Origin of the sequence: Streptomyces sp. NBC_01551 (assembly GCF_026339935.1) — a bacterium.
Classification (GTDB): Bacteria; Actinomycetota; Actinomycetes; order Streptomycetales; family Streptomycetaceae; genus Streptomyces.
This window is the reverse complement of sequence record NZ_JAPEPX010000001.1, coordinates 5,630,931-5,653,296: the sequence shown is the minus strand read 5'-3', so window position 1 is coordinate 5,653,296 and position 22,366 is coordinate 5,630,931. Positions and strand designations below refer to the sequence as shown.

Below are 22,366 nucleotides of genomic sequence, written 5' to 3'. Positions count from 1 at the left end.
GGGCTCTGGGCGGGCCGGCCCCCATGCCGTGATCATCATTGACGATCGCGGCGACGGACCACAAACCGCGTGGATGTTACGGTGAACGAAGTCGCGTACGCGTTCGTACGCCCGGAACGCGAAAAGAGGTGGGTTGATGACCGTCGCAGTGGTCGCTGTCACGCACGGCGAACTCCGGTACATCCCCACCGTCTTCCGGGCGTCCGGCCAGGCCTGATCCGAGCGATCGGCCCCGTCGGCCGGTGCCCCCTTTCCAAGGGTTCACGTTGACCGACACCACGCGTTCCTCCGATTTCTCCCGCGACGCCTTCGCTGAGGCGTTCTTCACACTCCACCACGGGCTGCCCAGGCAGGCTCCCGGCTCCGACGCGACCACCCGGCACCTGCTGTCCCTGTGCGGACCGCTGCCCGAGCGGCCGCGCGTCCTCGACCTGGGCTGCGGCCCGGGCCGCAGCGCGCTGCTCCTCGCCGAGGAGGCGGGGCCGGCGGGCGCCGGCGCCGCCTGGGTGACCGCCGTCGACCTGCACGGCCCGTTCCTCGACGAGCTCCGCGCGGCCGCCGAGGCCCGGGGGGTCGCCGATCGCGTCCGCCCCGTCAACGCGGACATGGGCGCGCTCGCCTGTGCGGATGGTTCCTTCGACCTCGTCTGGGCCGAGGGCAGCGCCTACTCGATCGGCTTCGACACCGCGCTCACGCGGTGGAAGCGGCTGCTCGCCCCCGGCGGCACCCTGGTGCTGACCGAGTGCGAGTGGACGGCGGCGCGACCGTCCGCCGGGGCCCGCGCGTTCTGGGACACGCACTACCCGCTGCGCTCCACCGCCCGCAACCTCGCGGCCGCCCAGGCCGCCGGGTACCGGGTGCTGGGCGTCTTCCACCAGCCCGACTCCGACTGGGCCGAGTACTACGGCCCGCTCGCGGAGCGGGCCCGCGCCCACTCCGCCGACGGGGCCGGGGAGGGCGCCGGGGTCGCGCCCGGCGACGGGGCTCCCGCGATGGCGGCCGCGCTGGCCGCGACGCGCGAGGAGCTCGACGTACGGGCCCGGCACGGGCACGAGTACGGCTACACCGGGTACGTGCTGCGCCCGGTGACCGCCGGGGACGGCGCCGCCTGGCCGGCCCGCCCGGAGACCGCGGCCGACGTGGCCGCCGTGCGGGACGTCAACCTCGCGGCGTTCGAGACCCCGCTGGAGGCGGATCTCGTGGACGCGCTGCGGGCGGACGCCTCCTGGCTGCCCGGGCTGTCGTACGTGGCCGAGGCCCCGGACGGGTCGGTGGCGGCGCACGCCCTGCTGACCCGGTGCGAGGTGGACGGCGTACCGGCGCTCGCGCTCGCCCCGGTGGCCGCCGATCCCGCGCTCCAGCGCACGGGGGCGGGGAGCTCTGTCGTACGGGCCCTGCTCGCGGCCGCCAAGGAGCGCGGGGAGTCGCTGGTCCTGGTCCTGGGCCACCCGTCGTACTACCCGCGCTTCGGTTTCGTGCCGGCGTCCCGCTTCGGCATCAGGGCGCCGTTCGAGGTACCCGACGAGGCGATGATGGCGCTGGTGCTGGACGATTCCGTTCCGGTTCCGGCGGGCACGATCGGGTATCCGGCCCCGTTCGGGATCTGATGCCCCGCTGATCGTCTGCCCCCCGCCGCCTACCACGCGGCGGGGGGCAGACATGCGCGGATCACCGAAGTGGGGACAAGCCTCTTTTGTACGGCAGACTGAAGGTCGAAGTCCGAAGCGAAGGATGGGTATGCCGACCACACCAGCCACCGCCGCGAACCGCGCGTCCACCGGCACCGGCACTCAAGAACCGATCATGCTCGAACTGGTCGACGAGTCCGGCAACACCATCGGCACGGCGGAGAAGCTCTCCGCCCATCAGGCACCCGGTCAGCTGCACCGGGCGTTCTCGGTGTTCCTCTTCGACGAGCAGGGGCGCCTGCTGCTCCAGCAGCGGGCCCTGGGGAAGTACCACTCCCCCGGCGTCTGGTCGAACACGTGCTGCGGTCACCCCTACCCGGGGGAGTCGCCGTTCGCGGCCGCGGCCCGGCGGACCCACGAGGAGCTGGGGCTGTCGCCCTCGCTGCTCGCGGAGGCGGGGACGGTGCGCTACAACCACCCGGACCCGGCGTCGGGCCTGGTGGAGCAGGAGTTCAACCACCTGTTCGTGGGGCTGGCGCAGGCGGACCTGCGGCCGGACCCGGAAGAGGTCGGCGACACCGCGTTCGTGACCGCCGAGGAGCTGGCGAAGCGGCACGCCGAGGCGCCGTTCTCGGCCTGGTTCATGACGGTGCTGGACGCGGCCCGGCCCGCGATCCGCGAGCTGACCGGGGACGCCGCGGGCTGGTAGCCCGTCGTACGCCGGTGCTCCGGCAGGCCGGCGGTTCGCCGGCCCGGTGGGTCGACGGGGTGCTACGTCGTTCAGACGGCGGATGTCGGCGCGACGGGTGCGGCAGGTGTGGCGGGTGTGGTGAGCGGCAGGGCCGCCCAGATGACCTTGCCGCCCGTCGAGGTGTGCTCGACGTCGCAGACCCCGCCGGCCTCCCGCGTGACCTCGCGCACCAGCAGCAGGCCCCGGCCGCCGGTCTGGCCGAAATCCGCCTCCAGGGCCTTGGGACGGTACGGGTGGTTGTCCTCGACGGCCACCCGGACCCACTCCCGGCCGATCGCGACCTCGACCGCGACCTCCGGAGAGAGCAGAGCGGCGTGCCGGACCGAGTTCGTCACCAGTTCGGAGACGATCAGCAGCAGGGAGTACACCAGGTCCTGGTGGGCCGGCACCCCCTGCCGGCCGAGCAGGTCGCGGACCGCCCGGCGCGCCTGCGGAACGGATTCTTCTACCGCGGGAGCGGTGAAACGCCACACTCCCTCGTACGCGAGGGGGTCGGCCGGAGCCTCCGGCTCACCTCCCCTGGCTGGCGGGACGTTCCCGCTGTCTTCCATCTTCCGGCCCCCGTCTTCACGCTCGATCGTCTCCACGCGTCAAGAGTGGGGAACAGCCTGGTCCGGACCGGACCGCTGACCAGAAGTCAGCGTCAATCGGACGCTTTCTGACCGTTGGCGTATGACAGCGTCAACTGTTCGACCGTTCCTGATCTTCCGGGGCGCGCTTCTCGGCCGCCTCGCGGGCCCCGTCGAGCCCGCCGGACGCCGGCGACACCTCGTCTTCCCTGACCAACCCCAGGATGCGGCGGGCGCCCATCCCCAGGGCGATCAGGGCCAGCCCGTCGAACAGCAGGGCGAGGGAGAAGAAGGTTCCGATCACGTACAGACTGTTGCCGGGCCAGTTGGAGAGGATCAGCAGGCCGAGCAGGATGCCGAAGGCGCCCTGGACGAGGGTGAGCCCGAAGTTCGAGCCGCGCACCACCAGGGCGCCCACCAGCCGGAAGACGCCGCCGACGAGGAAGAGCAGCGCGGCGAACATGGTCAGCGCCTCGGCGCTGGCCTCCGGGCGGCGCAGGATCACGAACCCGGCGGCCAGGTTGAGGGCAGCGACGATCACGGCGAGCCAGAAGTAGTCGCTCTTGCGCGACTGGAAAGCCTGTACGAGGCCCACCACACCGCCGATCAGGAGCAGCCAGCCGAAGAGGAACATCGAGGTCAGCGTGGCCAGGCCGGTGTAGACGAGGCCCACGAGCCCGGCCAGCACCAGCAGCACGCCGAGCAGTGCCAGCAGGCCGAACTTGCGGCTGAGCTTCTTCTTCTCCTGCTGTTCTTCGCGGCGGGTACGGTCTGCGCCCATGGACGTGCCACCTTTCAGCACCCCCCGCGCCCCCTGGCCCGACTCCCTTGATCATAGGTTTCACCGCGCGGGATAGCATCCGGCGCATGGACGCAGCCCTCCTCCACACGGTGGCCGACGGGGTCGCCACCGTCGTCATCTCCCACCCCGCCAAGCGGAACGCCATGACGGCGGCGATGTGGCGCGCGCTCCCGGAACTGCTGCCGGGGCTCGCCGCCGATCCGGCCGTACGGGTGCTCGTGCTGACCGGGGCCGGCCCCACGTTCTGCGCGGGGGCGGACATCTCCTCGCTGGCCGGGGACGAGGACCCGCAGGCGCTGGCGGTGGCCGCGGAGGAGGCCCTGGCCGCCTTCCCGAAGCCCACGATCGCCGCGATCCGGGGGTTCTGCGTGGGCGGCGGCAGCCAGCTGGCGGCGGCGTGCGACCTGCGGTTCGCGGAGGAGGGGGCGTCCTTCGGGGTGACCCCGGCGCGCCTCGGGATCGTCTATCCGGCCTCCTCCACGCGGCGGCTGGCCGGGCTGGTCGGGCCGGCGGTGGCCAAGTACCTGCTGTTCTCGGCGGAGTTGATCGACGCGGAGCACGCGCTGCGGGCCGGGTTCCTGAACGAGCTGCTGCCGGCCGGCCAACTGGTCAAGCGGGTGGCGGACTTCTCCCGGGTCCTGGCCTCCCGCTCGCAGCTGACGCAGGCGGCGGCGAAGGAGTTCGCGGACGGCCGCACCGACCGGGACGCCCACTGGACGGCGCAGGCCGCCGGGAGCGGCGACACCGCGGAGGGTGTCGCCGCGTTCCTGGAACGGCGTACGCCGTCGTTCACGTGGACGGTGCCGGGCCCTGCGGCGGAAACCTCGGCGGGCCCTGCGGCGGGCCCCGCGGCGGAAACCTCGGCCGGGGCTACAGCGGGCTGACCTCGCGCAGCCTGGCGACGAGCCCGGCCGGGGCCTTGTCCGGCGAGCCGGCGTCGTAGGGCGGCCGGGGGTCGTACTCGGTCATCAGTTGCACGGTCTGCGCGACCTCGTCGCCGGCGATCCGGCCGAGCAGCGCGAGCCCCATGTCGATCCCGGCGGACACGCCGGCGGCGGTGACGTACTTGCCGTCGAACACCGTCCGCTCCCCGGTCGGCTCGGCGCCGAAGGCGGGGAGCCGGTCGAGGAACATCCAGTGCGAGGCGGCGCGGCGGCCGTCGAGCAGCCCGGCGGCGGCGAGCAGCAGCGAGCCGGTGCAGACGGACGTGGTCCAGGTGGTGGTGGCGTCGACGGCCCGCAGCCAGTCGAGGACGGCCGGGTTCCCCATCTCCACCTCCGGCGTGGGCCCGCCGGGCACGATGACGATGTCGGGCCGCGTCACCTCGTGCAGCCCCTTGTCGGCGACGAGCGCGAGCGAGCCGGAGTCGTTGCGCACCGCTCCCGGCCGCTCGGCGACGAACACGGTCTCGGCACCGGGCAACCGGCCGAGGGTGTCGTACGGCCCGATGGCGTCGAGGGCGGTGAAGCGGTCGTAGAGCAGTACGGCGATCTGCATGTCTGTCCTCCGAAGTGCTGGATGCGGGGTCATGGACGGGCTTGGGGTGCGGGTGACTGCGGTGGGTGGGGTCGGTGGGGTGGGCCGAAGCGGCGGCGGTATTCCGCCGGGGACTGGCCGAGGGTCTTCACGAAGGCGCGCCGCATCGCCTCCGGGGTGCCGTAGCCGCAGGTGCGGGCGATCTGGGTGACGCCGTCCGCGCTGTCCTCCAGGAGCCGTCTCGCGTGCTCCACCCGCACCCGCTCGACGTACCGCCCCGGCGTCACCCCCGTCTCCGCCTGGAACGCCCGCGCGAAGTGCCGCGGCGACAGCCTGGCCCGAGCGGCCAGCGCCTCCACGCTGAGGTCCCCGCCGGGGTGCTCCGTGATCCACTGCTGGACGTCGCGCAGCGGCTCCCGGCGGGCCGTCTGCGCCGCCAGCTGCGCGCTGAACTGGGCCTGGTTGCCCGGCCGGCGCAGGAACACCACCAGGTGCCGGGCGATCAGCAGCGCTACGTCCCGCCCGTGGTCCTCCTCCACCAGCGCGAGCGCGAGGTCGATCCCGGCGGTGACCCCGGCCGAGGTCGCGACCCTGCCGTCCCGTACGTAGATCGGGTCCGGCTCGACGGTGACGGCCGGGTAGTCCCGCGCCATCTGGGCGCACGCGTTCCAGTGGGTGGTGGCCCGGCGGCCGTCGAGCAGCCCGGCCTCGGCGAGCAGGAGTCCGCCGGTGCACACGGCGACCACCCGCTCCGCGCCGCCCCCGTGCGCCCGCAGCCAGTCGGTGAGCCGGGGCTCGAAGTCGGCCCGGTACTGCCCGCCGGGCACCAGCAGCGTGGTGCCCGGGCCGGGGCGGGCGCTCTCCAGGTCCCCGTCGGGGACCAGGGTGAGGCCGCTGTGGGTGCGGACGGGAGCGGCGCCGAGGGAGACGGTCCGGATCCGGTAGCCGGTCCGGCCGGGGAAGTGGGCGATGGCGGCGAACACCTCCACCGGGCCGGTGACGTCCAGGCTCTGCACCCCGTCGTAGAGGACGACGAGCACGTTTCGCGTCGACATGACCTCATGCTCCGCCGCCGGGCGCGGTGGCCGCAATGACGGCCATCCCACCAATCCGGCCATCGGCGGCGGCCCTGCGGCGGCCGGTGAGGGGATCAAGGACTCGCGGATAGGATCGGCAGATCATGACTGCAACCCTCGTCGCCAAGAACCTCACCGCCGCGCACGGTGAGCGCACGCTCTTCGCCGATCTCGACCTCGTCGTCGCCCCCGGCGACGTCATCGGCCTCGTCGGCGTCAACGGCGCCGGGAAGTCCACGCTGCTGCGCCTGCTCGCCGGGCTGGACACCCCCGAGACCGGCGAGCTGCGCCTCTCCCCGCCCGGAGCGGCCGTCGGGCACCTGCCGCAGGAGCCCGAGCGGCGGCCCGGCGAGTCCGTGCGGGAGTTCCTGGCCCGCCGTACCGGCGTCGCCGCCGCGCAGGCGGAGCTGGACGCCGCCACCCAGGGCCTCGTCGACGGCACCCCCGGCGCGGACGATGCGTACGCGGAGGCCCTCGACCGCTGGCTGAACCTCGGCGGCGCCGACCTCGACGAGCGCGCCCAGGAGGTTGCCGACGACCTCGGGCTCGCCGTCGGCCTGGACCTCCCGATGGCCGCCCTTTCCGGCGGCCAGGCTGCCCGCGCCGGCCTCGCCTCGCTGCTGCTGTCCCGGTACGACGTGTTCCTGCTCGACGAGCCGACCAACGACCTCGACCTCGACGGCCTGGAGCGGCTGGAGCAGTTCGTCAAGGGGCTGCGCGCCGGCACCGTCGTGATCAGCCACGACCGCGAGTTCCTCACCCGCACCGTCACCAAGGTCCTCGAACTCGACCTGGCACAGCAGCAGATCAACCTCTACGGCGGCGGCTACGACGCGTACCTGGAGGAGCGCGAGCGGGCCCGCAACCACGCCCGCGAGGAGTACGACGAGTACGCCGACAAGCGTTCCGCGCTGGAGGGCCGGGCCGCGATGCAGCGCGGCTGGATGGACAAGGGCGTCAAGAACGCCCGCCGCAAGGCCACCGACAACGACAAGATCGGCAAGAAGTTCCGCAGCGAGGCGAGCGAGAAGCAGGCCTCCAAGGCCCGCCAGACGCAGCGCGCGATCGAGCGCCTCGAAGTCGTCGACGAGCCCCGCAAGGAGTGGGAGCTGCGGATGGAGATCGCCTCCGCCCCCCGCTCCGGGTCCGTGGTCGCGACGCTGCGCGAGGCCACCGTCGAGCGCGGCGACTTCCACTTCGGCCCGGCCAGCCTCCAGATCGACTGGGCGGACCGCGTCGCGATCACCGGGGCCAACGGCGCCGGCAAGTCCACGCTGCTCGCCGTCCTGCTCGGCCGGCTGGCCCCGGACTCCGGCGCGGCCACGCTCGGCTCCGGTGTGCTGGTCGGCGAGGTGGACCAGGCCCGCGGGCTGTTCCTCGGCGACGAGCCGCTGCTGGAGGCGTTCTGCGCGGCCGTCCCGGACACCGAGCCCGCCGAGGTCCGCACCCTGCTCGCCAAGTTCGGCCTCAAGGCGGCGCACGTGCTGCGCCCGGCCGGCACCCTCTCCCCGGGCGAGCGCACCCGCGCCGCCCTGGCGCTGCTCCAGGGCCGCGGGGTGAACCTGCTGGTGCTGGACGAGCCCACCAACCACCTCGACCTCCCGGCGATCGAGCAGCTGGAGTCCGCCCTGGAGGCGTACGAGGGGACCTTGCTGCTGGTCACCCACGACCGCCGGATGCTGGACGCCGTCCACGTGACCCGCCGCCTGGAGGTCGCGGACGGCAAGGTCACCGAGCTGTAGGCAAGCCCGCCGGCGGCCGCCGGTCGCGGGCCATCTTCCGCGCCACGAACGTGCGCGGGAGGTGGCGGACGGCGGTCGCGTACGCCTTGTAGCGCCAGCCGGTGATGCTGACCGGCCGGCGCCGGCCCAGGTCCTTCAGGGCCTGGGCGACCACCGCCTCCGGCTCCAGCCACACCGTGTCGCGCAGGGCGCTGACGTCCATCCCGGCGCGCTCCTGGAACTCGGTGCGCGTGAAGCCGGGTACCACCGCCAGGACCCGGACCCCGTACGGCTCCATGTCCACCCGCAGCGATTCGCTGAAGGCGGTGATCCAGGCCTTGGCGGCCCCGTACGTCCCGGTCGGGAGCAGTCCGGCGACCGAGGACACGTTCAGCACGGCGCCGCGGCGGCGCTCGCGCAGGCCCGGCAGGATCGCGTGGGTGAGCTTCAGCGGGACCTTCACGAGCAGGTCGAGCATCCGCTCCTCGTCCTCGACGGGGCTGTACGGGAAGGGGGCGGGCAGCCCGAACCCCGCGTTGTTCAGCAGCACGTCGACGGGCCGGCCGGTGTCCGCGAGCCGCTCGGCGACGGCGGCGCAGCGCACCGGGTCCAGCAAGTCGGCGGGCAGCACCTCGACGGCCACCCCGAACTCCCGGCCGAGCGCGGCGGCGAGGGCGTCGAGGCGGTCCTTGTCGCGGGCGACGAGGACGAGGTCGCAGCCCTTGGCCGCGAAGCCCCGGGCGAAGGCGGCGCCGAGGCCGGCGCTGGCCCCGGTGATCAGAACGGTGGTCAAGGGAACGTCACTTCCAGGTGGTTCGGGTGGTTCGGGTGGTTCGGGTGCTTCAGGTGGTTCGGGTGGTTCAGGTGCTTCGGCCGGTTGGGGTGCTTCCGGTGGTTCGGATCCGCCGGACCCTCACGGGGTGAACGTCGTGGTCGCGGGCGAGCCGTAGGCCTCGGCCACGTCCACCAGGAACCGGGCCTCGTCCGCCAGGTCTCCGCCGGCCCCCGGCGTCTGGATCGCGGCGGGCAGCTCCAGCGCGACCGCCTCCCCCGCCTGCTGCGGCTGCCCGGCGAGTTTCGCCTGCCGCGCCTCCTTCAGTACGCAGGCCAGCGCGGCCGCCGTCCGCCGCTGCTCGGGGATCCCCGTCCCGGCGACATGGCTGCGCGCGAGCTCCGGCACGCCCGGGGCGACGTACTCCCCCAGGATCAGGATCGCGTCGCGGGTCTCGATCACCTTGCGGTACACGAGCATGTCGCGCGGCACCGGCGGCCACAGCAGCTCCAGGAGCCGCCCGGCCCGGGGCTTGTTGAGGGCGACGTGCGGGACGACCTGGACCAGGTCGCGCCACAGCGGCCACAGCCGCCACGCGGTGGCGAAGTCGACGGCGCCGCGCCGCAGGGTGAACAGGGTCGGGACCAGGATCGCGGCGGCGCGCAGCAGGCCGTGCAGGTTCATCATCAGCGGCAGCGCGGGCATCGCCCAGGTGCTGTCGAAGAGGGCCTTGAGCAGGTACGCGAACCAGAACAGGCCCGCCAGCGCGGTGCCGAGGCCGAACAGCCGCAGCCCGAGGGCCAGTCCGCGGCTCTCGGCGCGGCCGCTGTAGCGCCAGCAGACGAACACGCAGATGGTGTTGGCGGCCAGGTGCGCGGAGATCAGGACAAGCCAGTACGCGAGCGAGGGCACCGGGTCGCCGACGGGCGGCATGGTGTGCGTGCCGTGGGCGGGCGCGGCCTCGTCCAGCGCGACCAGGGTGATCAGCCAGGCCAGCGTGCCGACCCAGGCGGCGAGTTGGAGGCGGCGGCCGCCGGCGGCGGCGGCGACGAAGTAGAGCACGGCGCCGGCGGAGAGCACGCCGATGAGGTTGCGGGTCAGGCCGATGGAGTGCGCGTAGTCGGGGTCCTGCCGCATCGCGTACGCGACGACGTCGGGCAGGTTCAGGGTCATCGCGGCGGCGGCGGTGGCGACGGCGAGCCACAGTCCGCGCTGCTGCGGGGAGCGCAGGGCGCCCGGGGCGCGCAGCAGGACCGCGATCCAGAGGCAGACGACGCTGGGGACGGCGAGCCAGTTGCCGAAGGCGGTGAGGTCAGCTGCCATCGCGCGGCCCCCGCTCGTAGCCCATGGCGGACTCCAGCCGGGCCAGGGTGCCGCGGGCGGCGGAGGGGAGGAGTCCGCTGCCCGAGGTGCGGATGCGGATCATGCTGGCCAGCATCTCCGCCTCCTGCTCCTGGCGGGTGGTGTAGTTGGTCCGGCCGAGGACGGTGGGGACGCCGTCGGTGTCCTCGCCCTCCAGCGAGTGGTGGCCGAAGAGGATGTGGCCCAGCTCGTGGAGCACGATGTGCTCCCGGTGCAGCGGGGTGGTCTGCGCCTCGTAGAAGACGTAGTCCACGCTGTCGGTGCCGACCCACAGTCCGCAGACGCCGGACTCGGCCGCCTCCTTGGGGAGCGGGTGGAGCCGGATCGGGCGGCCGCGCTGTTCGGCTATGCGCTCGCAGAGGCCGTCGAGGCAAAACGGATGAGTCAGATCCAGATGGCTGAGAATCATCTCGCAGCGTTTACGCAGGTTGAGTTGCCGGTGGGACATGTGATCCCTCTTCGGACCCTTTCTCGGGCAGCGTCGGTAGGCGTGCGGGGGCATGGGCATGGTGACCTGTGCCTTCAAGGCGGCCTCGGGGAGTGCGGTCCTGGAGGGGGGAAACGGCAAGCCCGTCCGCCGGGCGACGAACGGGTGTTCCACCATGCCTACAGATCTTGTACGGGGGTTGGCAAGGAATGTCCCCCCGCGGCACGCCTATTCGGCCATCTCTCCACGACGTCTCCATCGCGGCGGTGGCCGAAGGACCGCCCCCGAAGGGGCGCCTCCGGCCACCGTCTCACGCCACCGTCTCACGCCACCGTCTCACGCCACCGCCCGCGCGCAACGGGCGCAACGGGCGCCCACCGCACCGGTCGCGAAGACCGCGTGCACCGCGAAGACCGCTTGCACCGCATGGACCGCGAAGACCCGCGCCGCCGCCGTCAGCGCTTGCGGCGCTCCTCGGAGCCGCCGGTGAGGCCGGCCCGGCGCAGGGCGTCGGCCATCGCGCTGTTGGCCGGTGCCGGGGCGCCACCGCCCTGGCGCTGACCGCCCTGACCACCCTGACCACCCTGGCGCTGGCCCGCGTTCTGGCCCTGCCCCCGGTTCTGACCCCGGTTCTGACCCTCGCCCTGGCCCCGGCCCTGGCCGCCCTCGCGGCCGCCGCCACCGCCCGTACCGCGCTGCTGCGGGGGACGGCCACCGCCGCCGCGCCGCTCCTCGCGCTGCTTCGGGGCCCCGGCGGAACGGTCCGCCCCGGCCTCGTCCTCCAGCCGCAGGGTCAGCGAGATCCGCTTGCGCGGAATGTCGACGTCCATGACCTTCACACGGACGATGTCGCCCGGCTTGACCACGTCCCGCGGGTCCTTGACGAAGGTCTTCGACAGCGCCGACACGTGCGCCAGGCCGTCCTGGTGGACGCCGATGTCGATGAAGGCGCCGAAGGCGGCCACGTTGGTGACCACACCCTCCAGGATCATCCCGGGGGCCAGGTCGCCGATCTTCTCGACGCCCTCCTTGAAGGTGGCCGTCTTGAACGCGGGACGCGGGTCGCGGCCCGGCTTCTCCAGCTCGCGCAGGATGTCGGTGACCGTCGGCAGGCCGAAGGCCTCGGTGACGAACTGCTCGGGCCGCAGCGAGCGCAGTACGCCGCTGTTGCCGATCAGGGCCGCCACCTCGCTGCCCGCCGTCTTGGCCATGCCCCGGACCACCGGGTAGGCCTCGGGGTGCACGCTGGAGAAGTCCAGCGGGTCGTCCCCGCCGCGGATCCGGAGGAAGCCCGCGCACTGCTCGTACGCCTTCGGGCCGAGCCGGGCCACGTCCTTGAGGCCCTTGCGGCTGCGGAACGGGCCGTTGGCGTCGCGGTGCGCGACGATGTTCTCGGCGAGCCCGCCGCTGATCCCCGACACCCGCGACAGCAGCGGCGCGGAGGCGGTGTTGACGTCCACGCCGACGCCGTTCACACAGTCCTCGACCACGGCGTCGAGCGAGCGCGACAGCTTCACCTCGGACAGGTCGTGCTGGTACTGGCCGACGCCGATCGACTTCGGGTCGATCTTGACCAGCTCGGCGAGCGGGTCCTGGAGCCGGCGGGCGATCGAGACGGCGCCGCGCAGCGACACGTCCATGTCCGGGAGTTCCTGCGAGGCGAACGCGGAGGCGGAGTACACGGAGGCGCCGGCCTCGGACACCATCACCTTGGTGAGCTTCAGCTCGGGGTGGCGCGTGATGAGGTCGCCCGCGAGCTTGTCGGTCTCGCGGGAGGCGGTGCCGTTGCCGATGGCGATCAGCTCGACCGCGTGCTCCTTGGCGAGGCGCGCCAGCTTGGCGAGGGACTCGTCCCACTTGTTCGCGGGCACGTGCGGGTAGATCACGTCGGTGGCGACGACCTTGCCGGTGGCGTCCACGACGGCGACCTTCACGCCGGTACGGAAGCCCGGGTCGAGGCCGAGCGTGGCGCGGGTCCCGGCGGGGGCCGCGAGCAGCAGGTCGCGCAGGTTGGCGGCGAAGACCCGGACCGCCTCGTCCTCGGCGGCCTGCCGCAGCCGCATCCGCAGGTCGATACCGAGGTGCACCTGGATCTTCGTGCGCCAGGCCCAGCGGACGGTGTCGCCGAGCCACTTGTCACCGGGGCGGCTGTGTTCCGAGGGAGCCGCGACGCCGAAGCGGCGGGCGATCATGCCCTCGTACGTGGAGGGGCCGGGGATCTCGCTCGGTTCCTCGGGCTCCAGGTTGAGGTCGAGGACGTCCTCCTTCTCGCCGCGCAGCATCGCGAGCACGCGGTGCGAGGGCAGGGCGGTGAAGGGTTCGGCGAAGTCGAAGTAGTCGGCGAACTTGGCGCCCGCCTCCTCCTTGCCTTCGCGGACCTTCGCGGCGAGCCGGCCGCGGCCCCACATGCGCTCGCGGAGTTCGCCGATCAGGTCGGCGTCCTCGGCGAACCGCTCGGTGAGGATGGCGCGGGCGCCCTCCAGCGCGGCGGCCGGGTCGGCGACGCCCTTGTCTGCGTCGACGAACGCGGCCGCGGCGGCGGCCGGTTCCACCGACGGGTCGGCCAGCAGGCCCTCGGCGAGCGGCTCCAGGCCGGCCTCGCGGGCGATCTGCGCCTTGGTGCGGCGCTTGGGCTTGAACGGGAGGTAGATGTCCTCCAGCCGGGCCTTGGTGTCGGCCGCGTTGATGCGGGCCTCCAGCTCGGCGTCGAGCTTGCCCTGCTCGCGGACGGAGTCGAGGATCGCCGCGCGCCGGTCCTCCAGCTCGCGCAGGTACCGCAGCCGCTCCTCCAGGGTGCGCAGCTGGGCGTCGTCGAGCATCTCGGTCGCTTCCTTGCGGTAGCGCGCGATGAACGGCACGGTGGAACCGCCGTCGAGCAGCTCGACGGCCGCCTTGACCTGCCGCTCCCGTACGCCGAGCTCCTCGGCGATCCTGCCTTCGATGGACATCGTCACTGTGCGGTCCCGCCTGCCTTCGTTTGCATGGAAGGCTGCCAATTGTGGCAGGTGCCGCCGACGGACGCCGGGACCCGGGGCTCCGGCCGCGCCCGGCCCGTCGCTGCGGTCCCGCCGATGAACCTCGCATGCCATGTCCCTGACGAGGTGGGATACGTTGTGCGTCCATTCGGGGGACGATCGACGGAGCACGTGCATGACGCAGAACGCAGGGTGGGGAACCACCGGAGCCCCGCAATGGGGGACCTGGGCGCCGCAGTCGCCGCAGCCCGGGGTGATCCCGCTGCGGCCGCTGGACCTCGGGGAGATCCTCAGCGGGGCATTCGGGACCATTCGCAACCACTGGAAGCAGCTCGTCGGCGTGATGCTGGCCGTTCAGGCCATCGTGCTGCCGGCCATGGCCCTCGCCGTGGTGATCGCCGGGGCGACGGTGTTCGGCCACCTGGAGCCCGTGTTCGACGCGCCCTACGGCCAGGATCCGGCGGCCGAGGACGTCGTGCCGGTGGTCGTGGCGGGCGCCGCGCTGCTGGTGGTCCTCGGCGTCATCGGCGTGCTCGGCATGGCGGTCTTCGCCTCGCTGTGCCAGGCCGTCCTCCGGGAGGCGGTCATGGGCAAGCCCACCGCGTTCCGGCCGATGTGGCGCGCCGCGTTCCGGCGGACGCCCGCGGTGGCCGGTGCGATGGTCCTGACGGTACTGATCGCCGGAGCCCCGGTGTTCGCCGCCCTCGCGGTGTGCGTGCCGCTGCTGATCGCCGCCGTGGACTCCGAGGACAACGTGCCCCTGTTCCTCGGCCTGCTGCCGGTGCTCCTGCTGGTCACGGTGCCGCTGACCGTCTGGCTCAACACCCGTCTCGCACTGGCCCCGGCCGCCGCGGTCATGGAGGACGCGAGCCCGGTCACCGCGCTGCGCCGCTCGGCCGCGCTGGTCCGGGGGGCCTGGTGGCGGATCTTCGGCATCACCCTGCTCGCCGGGGTGATCGGGGGCGCGGTCGCCTGGGCGATCCAGATGCCGTTCCAGTTCATCGGCACGTTCGCGATGGTCCCCGCCACCGCGGGGGCGTCCGAGGAGAGCGGCTTCCCCGCGGGCCTGATCGCCGGCCTGCTGTTCGCGGTCTTCCTCATGATCATCGGCAGTGTCGCCGGCCAGATGTTCCAGATCGTGTTCACCCAGCTGGCCTCCGGGCTGCTGTACGTGGACCAGCGGATCCGGCGCGAGGGCCTGGCCGAGGCGATCCTCGCCGAGGTCACGGTCCCCGCGCCCGGCGCCACCACCCCCGCGGCCCCGCAGCCGCGGCCCGAGGGGCCGGCCGCCGGCTAGGCACTCCCCTCCGACGGATCCACCGGCCGGCCCGCGGCACCACCGCGCGGGCCGGCCGCGTCGCGTTCGCCCACCGTGCTGTGACGGCCGAATGGCGATCGTGTGACAGGGGGCCCCATGGACATGACGCGGGGATCGGGCGTGAATACGGTCGGACGACCAGCGCCCGAACGCAACTGTCTCCCCTACCCCTTGGAGCTCTTCGTGCACCGCAAAGTCATCGCCCCGAGCGTGCTCGCCGCTTCCCTCCTGCTGGTGATCCCGGCATCGGCGGCGAGTTCCGTGCCGGGTGCCCCGGGTATCGGCGATCCCTATTACCCGGCCAGCGGCAACGGCGGATACGACGTGTCGCACTACGACCTGCGCCTGCAGTACCAGCCGAAGACGGACCTGCTGGAGGGCACCGCCACCCTCCTCGCCACCGCCAAGCAGGACCTGTCCCGCTTCAACCTCGACTTCGGCCTGCGGGTCAGCGAGATCCGGGTCAACGGGGTGAAGGCGAAGTTCGCCACCTCCGGCGACCACGAGCTGGAGGTGACCCCCGCGTCGCCGCTGAAGAAGGACAAGCAGGCGAGCGTCGTCGTCAAGTACGCGGGCAAGCCCTCGGAGTTCAAGGTCGACGGCTTCAGCGCCTGGCAGCGCACCCCGGACGGCGGTGTGGCGGCGCAGGAGCCGGAGTCGGCCGCCTGGTGGTTCCCGAGCAACGACCACCCGCTCGACAAGGCCACCTTCGACGTCTCCGTCAACGTCCCGGACGGTACGCAGGCCATCAGCAACGGCGTGCTCCAGTCCCAGAGCTCCCGGCTCGGCTGGACCCGCTACAACTGGCGCTCGAACAAGCCGCAGGCCACCTACCTCGCCACCCTGGCCATCGGGAAGTTCGACATCACCACCGACAAGACGGCGAGCGGGCTGCCGATCCTCAACGCGTACAGCACGGACCTCGGCGAGAACGCGGGCGCGGCGCGCGCGAGCGTCGAGCGGACGGGCGAGATCGCCGAGTGGCTGGAGGGCGTCTACGGGCCGTACCCCTTCAACGCGCTGGGCGGGTACGTCCCGAACGTGCCGACCGGCTTCGCGCTGGAGACCCAGACGCGGCCGTTCTACAGCCCGCGCCAGTTCCAGAGCGGCTCGAACGTCTCGGTGGTCGTGCACGAGCTGGCCCACCAGTGGTACGGGGACAGCGTCTCCGTCGAGGGCTGGAAGGACGTCTGGATCAACGAGGGCTTCGCCCGCTACAGCCAGTGGCTGTGGTCGGAGAAGGAGGGCGAGGGCACGGCGCAGGAACTCGCCGACTGGGCCTACGGGCTGCGTCCGGCCGAGGACCCGTTCTGGCAGGTCAAGCCGGGCGACCCGGGTCCGGACAACCAGTTCCACGGAGCCGTCTACGACCGCGGCGCGATCGCGATCCAGGCGCTGCGGAACGAGGTCGGCGACGAGAAGTTCTTCCGGATCCTCAAGGGCTGGCCGACGGAGCGCGCGTACGGCAACGCCAAGGTCGGCGACTTCGTCCGGTACGCGGAGAAGATCTCGGGCAAGCCGCTGGCGCAGCTGTTCGAGACCTGGCTCTACACCCCGGGCAAGCCCGCCTTCGCCCCGCCGGCCGCCGCCCCGTCCAAGGGCGCCCGCTCCCTCAAGGCAGCCCAGCCGGTGGAGCCGAAGTCCTGGAAGAAGATCGCGGCGACGGACTCGGTCCACGAGCACTGACCGAAGGCGGCCGCGGTACGAGGCCCCGCGCGCCGTCGCCCCTCAGCGGGCGGCGGCGCGCCACCGGGCCCGCGCCTCGCGGGCGATGGGCAGGTACCGCAGCCGCTCGGGCAGCAGCGGTACGAGGATCCGTACGGCCGCGCTGAAGCGCCGCAGCTTGCGCTCCTGGGCCGGGCTCCACTCCAGCCCGACGGCGGCGCGCGCGTCGGGCGGCATGTACCCGACGGTGACGAAGGCCCGGAAGCGCAGGAACAGCACCCGCAGCGCCGGCCACGCCACCCGCAGCAGCAGCCGCACGGCGAAGGACCCGCCCTCGGGCCGGGGCAGCGGCACATCGGTGGCGACCAGTTCGCGGGCGACCCGGGTCGGCTCGATCTCCTCGGCCAGCATCCGCCGGTAGTAGGGCCAGTACTCCTCGATGGTCTGCGGCATGTCCCGGTCGTGGAGGCCGAGGATCCGCCCGACCTGGAGCCACTCGCGGTAGAGCTGCCGTTCCTGCGCCGGGGTGAACGGGCGCAGCAGGTACCGCCCCGCGTACAGGTAGACGGGAAATCCGGTGGCGTGCACCCAGGAGTAGCAGGCCGGGTCGAGGGAGTGGTAGCGGCGCCCCCGGGTGTCGGTGCCCTGGATCTCCTTGTGGAGCCGGCGCACCCGGCGGCCCTCCTCGGCGGCGCGCTCCCCGCCGTACACCCAGAGCTGGACGGAGCGCAGCGAGCGCTCGCCGCGGCCCCAGGGGTCGGTGCGGAAGACGGAGTACTCGTCGACTCCGGCGGCGATGGCGGGGTGCGCGACCTGCATGGTGAAGGCGGCGGGCAGCATCAGCAGGGCCCGGATGTCCCCGGAGATGGTCCAGAGCACCCCGCCGGGGGCGGGCGGCTCGGGGTCGGGGCGGCGCGCGGCCGCCTCCGCGGGTGCGGGGACCTGTGTCTTCCTCATGCCATCCAGTATGCGAGGGCGCGCCGGTGGCATGCCGTGCCAGACGTCCGCACTCCCGACAGAAAGTCTTGTCACAGGTGTTACCCAGAGGTAACCGCGGCTGCTTGGATGACGGAGTCGATCTCCCCCACGCAGCGAACGATGGAGACCTCATGCCGCTCACCACGCACCGCCGCCACCGGGCCGCCGCCACGGCCGTCGCGGCCCTCGCCGTCGGCGCGCTGGCCGCCACCACCGCGCCGGCGGCCACGGCCGCCGAGAGCGCCGCCGCGACCCCGCGGCTCAGCGTCCTGTCGTACAACGTCTTCCTGATGAGCAAGAACCTGTACCCGAACTGGGGCCAGGACCACCGCGCGTCGGAGATCCCCAAGGCCTCCTTCTACCAGGGCCACGACGTCGTCGTGCTCCAGGAGGCCTTCGACAACGGCGCCTCGGACGCTCTGAAGGCCAACTCGGCCGCGCAGTACCCGTACCAGACCCCGGTCGTGGGCCGCAGCAAGAGCGGCTGGGACGCCACGGGCGGCTCGTACTCCTCCACCACCCCGGAGGACGGCGGCGTCACGATCCTGAGCAAGTGGCCCATCGTCCGCAAGGAGCAGGTGGTCTACAAGGACGCGTGCGGCGCGGACTGGTGGTCCAACAAGGGCTTCGCGTACGCCGTGCTGAACGTGAACGGCACGAAGGTCCACGTGGTCGGCACGCACGCGCAGTCCACCGACCCGGGCTGCGGCGCCGGCGAGGCCGCCGAGATGCGGGCGCTCCAGTTCAAGCAGATCGACGCGTTCCTCGACGGCAAGAACATCCCGGCGAACGAGCAGGTCATCGTCGCGGGCGACATGAACGTCGACTCCCGCACGGCGGAGTACGGCTCCATGCTGGCGAACGCGGACCTGGCCGGCGCCGACACCCGTACGGGCCACCCGTACTCCTTCGACACCGCGCTGAACTCGATCGCGAACTACCGCTACCCGACGGACCCGCGCGAGGACCTGGACTACGTCCTGTACCGCAAGGGCAACGCCCGTCCGGCGGGCTGGGAGAACAACGTGGTGAAGGAGCAGTCGGCGCCCTGGACCGTCTCCAGCTGGGGCACCTCCTACACGTACACGAACCTCTCCGACCACTACCCGCTGATCGGCCGCTGACCCGGGCCGTCCCGTGCGCGCCCTCGGACGTCCCCGCCCTCAGGCGGGGCGTCCCGGGGACCGCGCGCGGGTCCATTCGGCCGCGTACTCCCGGAAGACCTCGCGCAGGTGGTGGCCGATCTTGAGGTAGTCCATGTCGTCGAGGTTGGCCAGGGAGATCCGGACCGACCATTGCGGTCCGTCGAAGCCGCCGCCCGGCAGCAGGACCACCGAGGTCTGGGCGGCGAGCCGCAACAGCGGGTCCAGCGGCTCGTAGGTGCTCTCCAGGAAGTCCGCGAACGCCTTGCCGTGGACCCGTTCGGCTTCCGCGAGCAGATCGAGTTCGACGTAGTACCCGGCCCGCCGGTCGTCGTCGGCGATCTTCATCCGGGCGCCCTCCATCAGCAGCCCGAGGCGCCGCCGGACGATCTCCCGGACGCGTTCCTTGTACGCCTGGCCCTCCTCCAGCAGGTCGAAGAGCGAGAAGAGCACCATCATCGTCTGCTGCGGCGGCGAGAGGCCGGCCGTGTGCCCCAGGGCCACCGAGCGCGAGTCGGCGACCAGCCGGTCGATGAAGCGGAGTTTGTCCGGCTCCAGGCTGAGCGTGCGGTAGCGCCGGGCCAGGCGGTCCTTCTCCTCCTGCGGCAGGTTCCCGATCGTCTCGTCGATGACGTTGTCGTCGTGCAGGCCGATGACACCGAGCCGCCAGCCCGTGCACCCGTAGTGCTTGGAGTACGAGTACACGAGCAGGGTGTTGCGGGGGAGGTCGGCGGCGAGCGAGTGGAAGGCGGGCACGAAGGTGCCGTACACGTCGTCGGTGACGATCAGCAGGCCGGGGTTGGGGCCGGCGACGATGTCCTTGATCTGCTCCGCCACCCGCTCGTCCAGCGCCAGCGACGGCGGGTTGCCCGGGTTGACCACGCAGACGAGCCGGACGGCGGGGTCGGCCAGCTTGGCGACTTCCTCCGGCGGGTAGTGCCACTGCCGTACCCCGGTCTCGGCGGAGGGGCTCGCGCGGACCTCGACGACCTCGAAGGCGAAGGTGTCGAGCTCGGGGATCTCCACGTACGGGGCGAACACCGGGGTCATCAGCGCGATCCTGTCGCCCTTGCGGAGGACCCCGTTCTTCATCAGGGAGTCGAAGACGTAGCAGATGGCGGCGGTGCCGCCCTCGGTGGCGAACAGCGACATGTCGCCCTTCGGCGGCCGCGTGCCGAACATCTCGAACCCCAGGTAGCCGCGCACGATGTGCTCGGCGTGCGTCAGCATCCGGTCCGGCACCGGGTAGTTGTCGCCGATGACGCCGTCGGCCAGCTCGTGGACGAACGCGTCCTTGTCGAACGCCCACCGCGCCAGGGCGTACCCGACGCACGCGGCGAGCAGTTCGACCCCCGGCAGCTGCGGGTGGCGGCGCACCCACGACTCGAAGCGCTCCCCGATGCCCCGCTTCTCGGGCATTCCGCCGAGGTTGTCCGCGGTCCACACCCGCCGGGACTCGTCGAGCGCGAAGTAGCCGAGCGCGTGGAAGGCCTCCCGCGGGCCGGTCGCGATCCAGTTCGGGTTGCCCCGGCCGGCGTTCAGCATCGCGCGGGCGGTGGTCTCCTTCTGGCCCGGCTCCCCCGCCTGGGCCTCCTGCGCGAGCCGGATGAAGGTGTCCTTCAGCTCGAACGGGCCGAGCCGGGCGAGCGCCCGGATCTGCGCACGGCTGAAGCTGGTCTCAGGCACGGCTGACGTCTTTGCGCGGCATGACCCCACCCTGGTCCGGTGAGCGGCCGGGCGCTCACCGGACGGGGCCATCCGGGTCAGCGCGCGGGCGGCGCCTGCTCGTACAGGGCGTCGATCAGCGCCCCGTACTTCTCCCGGACCACCCGGCGGCGCAGCTTCAGCGACGGGGTCAGTTCCCCGGACTCGGGGCCCCACTCCTCGGTGAGCAGCCGGTACCGCTTGATCTGCTCGGTGCGGTTGAGGCGGGCGTTGGCCGCCTCGACGGCGCGGGCGACCTCCTCGCGGACGTCCGGGTGCGCGGCGAGCTCGGCGGGCGTGGCGGCCTCGATGCCGCGGGCGGCCGCCCAGGCCGGAGCCAGCTCCGGGTCCAGGACCAGCAGGGCGACCAGGTACGAGCGGCCGTCGCCGTGCACCAGGGCCTGGCCGATCAGCGGGTGCTCCTTGACCGTGTTCTCCACCAGCGCCGGCGAGACGTTCTTGCCGTTCGAGGTGATGATCAGTTCCTTCTTGCGGTCGGTCAGCCAGAGGAAGCCGTCCTCGTCGAGCCGGCCGATGTCCCCGGTCGGGAACCAGCCCTCGGCGTCGGCCGCGCTCTCCACCGAGCCGTCGGGCAGCAGGTAGCCGCCGAACACGGTCGCGCCGCGCGTCAGGATCTCCCCGTCCTCGGCGAGGCGCAGCTCCAGCCCCTCGATGGGGCGACCGACCGAGCCCAGCCGGAAGCCGTCGGGGCTGTTGACCGTGCACACGCCGGAGGTCTCGGTGAGCCCCCACGCGTCCATGATGGTGATGCCCCAGCCCGCCCAGAAGCGGACCACGTCGATCGGCATCGGCGCGGTGGCGCTGGCGGTCCAGGCCAGCCGGTCCAGCCCCGCCAGGCCCAGCAGCGGGTCGAGCACCTGCTCCTTCGCCCGGGCGTACGAGGACTCCAGCGCGGCCGGGACCGCCTCCCCGCGCTCCCGGTGGGCGGCCCAGGCGCGGGCGAGGTCGTTGGCGGCCTCGATGGCCTGCCGCTGCGCCTCGGGAAGCCGCGCCAGGACGGCCCGTACGCCCGCGGCGAGCTTCTCCCAGACCCGGGGCACCCCGAAGAACTGCACGGGGTGAAGCTCGCGGACCGCGCCCGCGACGGCGGTGGGGTCGGCGACCAGCCGGACGTGCGCGGCCCGCAGCAGCGGGAGGTAGATGCCGAGGATCCGCTCGGCGATGTGCGCGAACGGCAGGTAGCAGATGTGCTCGGCGTGCTCGGGCAGGTCCACCCGCCGGTCGAGGCGGACGGACTGGAGCATGATGTTGCGGTGGGTCAGCCGGACGCCCTTGGGGTCCCCGGTGGTCCCCGAGGTGTAGACGACCGTCAGCGGGTCCTCGGGGCGGGACTCCTGCCAGGACTTCTCGAACGCGTCGGGGCGGTGCGTGCGGGCGCCGCTCGCGTGCAGGGAGCCGTACGTCCGGTGCGGGCCCGCCTCGGCGGCCTCGGCCACGACGAGGCGCTCCAGGGCGACCGTGCCGTCGGCCAGCAGCGGCTCCCACCGGGCCAGTTCGCGGGCGCCCTCAACGATCGCGACGCGGGCCCGGCTGTGGCGGGCGATGTGCGCGATCTGCTCGGGCGCGGAGGTCCCGTACACGGTGACGGGGACGGCGCCGAGGTGGACGAGGGCGAGGTCGCTGAGCCAGTGCTCGGGCCGGTTGCCCATCATCATCAGGACGTGTTCGCCGCGCTCGACGCCGAGGGCGGCGTAGCCGGAGGCGAGGACGGCGACCTTGCGGCGGGCCTCGGCCCAGCTGAGGGTGGACCAGCCGTCGCCCTCGCGCCACGAGAGGGCGGGGAGGTCCCCGTACTCGGCGGCGTTGCGGGCCAGCAGGGCGGGGAGGGTGAGCTCGTCGGGTTGTCCGGGCAGTCGCAGATTCGTGGGCATGGGCAGCTCCTGGCCGTTTCACATCGTTGGTGCGACAGCAATACTGTTGAACCGCAGTGCAGGAACGGAACGTGCGTAGACGCGCTGATCAGAGAGCGAGGCGGAGAC

The 22,366-nt window shown here is 72.8% G+C and carries 18 protein-coding genes; 7 read left to right on the top strand and 11 right to left on the bottom strand.

The window, feature by feature from the left end; translation table 11 throughout:
- Positions 1-266: 266 nt before the first annotated feature.
- Both OG982_RS25500 and idi read left to right on the top strand, forming a co-directional pair.
- Positions 267-1,607 (top strand): bifunctional class I SAM-dependent methyltransferase/N-acetyltransferase, encoded by a 1,341-nt coding sequence (locus OG982_RS25500; RefSeq protein WP_266782799.1) that lies wholly within the window; start codon positions 267-269, stop codon positions 1,605-1,607.
- A gap of 130 nt (positions 1,608-1,737) precedes the next feature.
- Positions 1,738-2,337 (top strand): isopentenyl-diphosphate Delta-isomerase, encoded by a 600-nt coding sequence (gene idi, locus OG982_RS25495; protein ID WP_266782801.1) that lies wholly within the window; start codon positions 1,738-1,740, stop codon positions 2,335-2,337.
- 71 nt (positions 2,338-2,408) lie between these two features.
- On the opposite strand, the gene OG982_RS25490 is transcribed toward idi, so the two are convergent.
- Both OG982_RS25490 and OG982_RS25485 read right to left on the bottom strand, forming a co-directional pair.
- Complete coding sequence (locus OG982_RS25490) at positions 2,409-2,966, bottom strand: ATP-binding protein (protein ID WP_266782803.1); 558 nt, start codon at positions 2,964-2,966, stop codon at positions 2,409-2,411.
- 94 nt (positions 2,967-3,060) lie between these two features.
- A complete protein-coding gene (locus OG982_RS25485) occupies positions 3,061-3,729 on the bottom strand; it encodes an HdeD family acid-resistance protein (RefSeq protein WP_266782805.1) in 669 nt (222 codons plus the stop codon).
- 86 nt (positions 3,730-3,815) lie between these two features.
- On the opposite strand from OG982_RS25485, the gene OG982_RS25480 reads away from it, so the two are divergent.
- Positions 3,816-4,634: an enoyl-CoA hydratase/isomerase family protein gene (locus OG982_RS25480; protein ID WP_266782807.1), complete on the top strand. Its 819-nt coding sequence runs from the start codon at positions 3,816-3,818 to the stop codon at positions 4,632-4,634.
- Here the strand turns inward: OG982_RS25480 and OG982_RS25475 are convergent.
- Together OG982_RS25475 and OG982_RS25470 are read right to left on the bottom strand one after the other, a co-directional pair.
- Positions 4,621-5,247, bottom strand: coding sequence for a DJ-1/PfpI family protein (locus tag OG982_RS25475; protein WP_266782809.1), 627 nt, complete (start codon positions 5,245-5,247; stop codon positions 4,621-4,623). The genes OG982_RS25480 and OG982_RS25475 overlap by 14 nt on opposite strands.
- 29 nt (positions 5,248-5,276) lie before the next feature.
- The gene (locus tag OG982_RS25470) at positions 5,277-6,281 is read right to left on the bottom strand and encodes a GlxA family transcriptional regulator (protein ID WP_266782811.1); all 1,005 of its coding nucleotides are present in this window, start codon (positions 6,279-6,281) and stop codon (positions 5,277-5,279) included.
- 125 nt (positions 6,282-6,406) lie between these two features.
- Between OG982_RS25470 and OG982_RS25465 the strand changes: the two genes are divergently transcribed.
- Entirely contained in the window at positions 6,407-8,044 is a 1,638-nt protein-coding gene (locus tag OG982_RS25465; RefSeq protein WP_266782813.1) for an ABC-F family ATP-binding cassette domain-containing protein, read from the top strand.
- Here OG982_RS25465 and OG982_RS25460 read toward each other — a convergent pair.
- The 4 genes from OG982_RS25460 to OG982_RS25445 all read right to left on the bottom strand — a co-directional run bounded on the left by OG982_RS25460 (position 8,031) and on the right by OG982_RS25445 (position 13,538).
- Positions 8,031-8,816, bottom strand: coding sequence for an SDR family oxidoreductase (locus tag OG982_RS25460; RefSeq protein ID WP_266782815.1), 786 nt, complete (start codon positions 8,814-8,816; stop codon positions 8,031-8,033). The two genes, OG982_RS25465 and OG982_RS25460, sit on opposite strands and share 14 nt — an antisense overlap.
- Before the next feature lie 120 nt (positions 8,817-8,936).
- On the bottom strand, positions 8,937-10,118 hold the full coding sequence (locus OG982_RS25455; protein ID WP_266782817.1) for an MAB_1171c family putative transporter: 1,182 nt from the start codon (positions 10,116-10,118) through the stop codon (positions 8,937-8,939).
- Entirely contained in the window at positions 10,108-10,566 is a 459-nt protein-coding gene (locus tag OG982_RS25450) for an ImmA/IrrE family metallo-endopeptidase (protein ID WP_266782819.1), read from the bottom strand. The genes OG982_RS25455 and OG982_RS25450 overlap by 11 nt, the downstream gene beginning before the upstream one ends.
- Positions 10,567-11,039: 473 nt before the next feature.
- Complete coding sequence (locus tag OG982_RS25445) at positions 11,040-13,538, bottom strand: Tex family protein (protein WP_323139282.1); 2,499 nt, start codon at positions 13,536-13,538, stop codon at positions 11,040-11,042.
- Positions 13,539-13,734: 196 nt separating this feature from the next.
- On the opposite strand from OG982_RS25445, the gene OG982_RS25440 reads away from it, so the two are divergent.
- Together OG982_RS25440 and OG982_RS25435 are read left to right on the top strand one after the other, a co-directional pair.
- Complete coding sequence (locus OG982_RS25440) at positions 13,735-14,856, top strand: hypothetical protein (RefSeq protein WP_266782821.1); 1,122 nt, start codon at positions 13,735-13,737, stop codon at positions 14,854-14,856.
- A 204-nt stretch (positions 14,857-15,060) separates the two neighbouring features.
- Positions 15,061-16,563 carry a M1 family metallopeptidase gene (locus OG982_RS25435; RefSeq protein WP_266782823.1) on the top strand — a complete coding sequence of 501 codons (1,503 nt, stop codon included), beginning with the start codon at positions 15,061-15,063 and terminating at the stop codon, positions 16,561-16,563.
- 42 nt (positions 16,564-16,605) lie between these two features.
- Here OG982_RS25435 and OG982_RS25430 read toward each other — a convergent pair whose 3' ends face one another.
- Complete coding sequence (locus OG982_RS25430) at positions 16,606-17,499, bottom strand: oxygenase MpaB family protein (protein WP_266782825.1); 894 nt, start codon at positions 17,497-17,499, stop codon at positions 16,606-16,608.
- Positions 17,500-17,651: 152 nt separating this feature from the next.
- On the opposite strand from OG982_RS25430, the gene sph reads away from it, so the two are divergent.
- Entirely contained in the window at positions 17,652-18,644 is a 993-nt protein-coding gene (sph, locus tag OG982_RS25425) for a sphingomyelin phosphodiesterase (protein ID WP_266782827.1), read from the top strand.
- Positions 18,645-18,683: 39 nt separating this feature from the next.
- On the opposite strand, the gene OG982_RS25420 is transcribed toward sph, so the two are convergent.
- Positions 18,684-20,348, bottom strand: coding sequence for a bifunctional aspartate transaminase/aspartate 4-decarboxylase (locus OG982_RS25420; RefSeq protein ID WP_266782829.1), 1,665 nt, complete (start codon positions 20,346-20,348; stop codon positions 18,684-18,686).
- A gap of 77 nt (positions 20,349-20,425) precedes the next feature.
- A complete protein-coding gene (locus OG982_RS25415; protein ID WP_266782831.1) occupies positions 20,426-22,258 on the bottom strand; it encodes a long-chain fatty acid--CoA ligase in 1,833 nt (610 codons plus the stop codon).
- Positions 22,259-22,366: the final 108 nt, after the last annotated feature.

Bases quoted from the DNA above. Each gene is read 5' to 3' on its own strand.
- OG982_RS25430 (WP_266782825.1), bottom strand. From the start codon at position 17,499: ATGAGGAAGACACAGGTCCCCGCACCCGCGGAGGCGGCCGCGCGCCGC.
- OG982_RS25480 (WP_266782807.1), top strand. From the start codon at position 3,816: ATGGACGCAGCCCTCCTCCACACGGTGGCCGACGGGGTCGCCACCGTC.
- OG982_RS25485 (WP_266782805.1), bottom strand. From the start codon at position 3,729: ATGGGCGCAGACCGTACCCGCCGCGAAGAACAGCAGGAGAAGAAGAAG.
- idi (WP_266782801.1), top strand. From the start codon at position 1,738: ATGCCGACCACACCAGCCACCGCCGCGAACCGCGCGTCCACCGGCACC.
- OG982_RS25465 (WP_266782813.1), top strand. From the start codon at position 6,407: ATGACTGCAACCCTCGTCGCCAAGAACCTCACCGCCGCGCACGGTGAG.
- OG982_RS25450 (WP_266782819.1), bottom strand. From the start codon at position 10,566: ATGATTCTCAGCCATCTGGATCTGACTCATCCGTTTTGCCTCGACGGC.
- OG982_RS25415 (WP_266782831.1), bottom strand. From the start codon at position 22,258: ATGCCCACGAATCTGCGACTGCCCGGACAACCCGACGAGCTCACCCTC.
- OG982_RS25455 (WP_266782817.1), bottom strand. From the start codon at position 10,118: ATGGCAGCTGACCTCACCGCCTTCGGCAACTGGCTCGCCGTCCCCAGC.
- OG982_RS25470 (WP_266782811.1), bottom strand. From the start codon at position 6,281: ATGTCGACGCGAAACGTGCTCGTCGTCCTCTACGACGGGGTGCAGAGC.
- OG982_RS25440 (WP_266782821.1), top strand. From the start codon at position 13,735: ATGACGCAGAACGCAGGGTGGGGAACCACCGGAGCCCCGCAATGGGGG.
- OG982_RS25475 (WP_266782809.1), bottom strand. From the start codon at position 5,247: ATGCAGATCGCCGTACTGCTCTACGACCGCTTCACCGCCCTCGACGCC.
- sph (WP_266782827.1), top strand. From the start codon at position 17,652: ATGCCGCTCACCACGCACCGCCGCCACCGGGCCGCCGCCACGGCCGTC.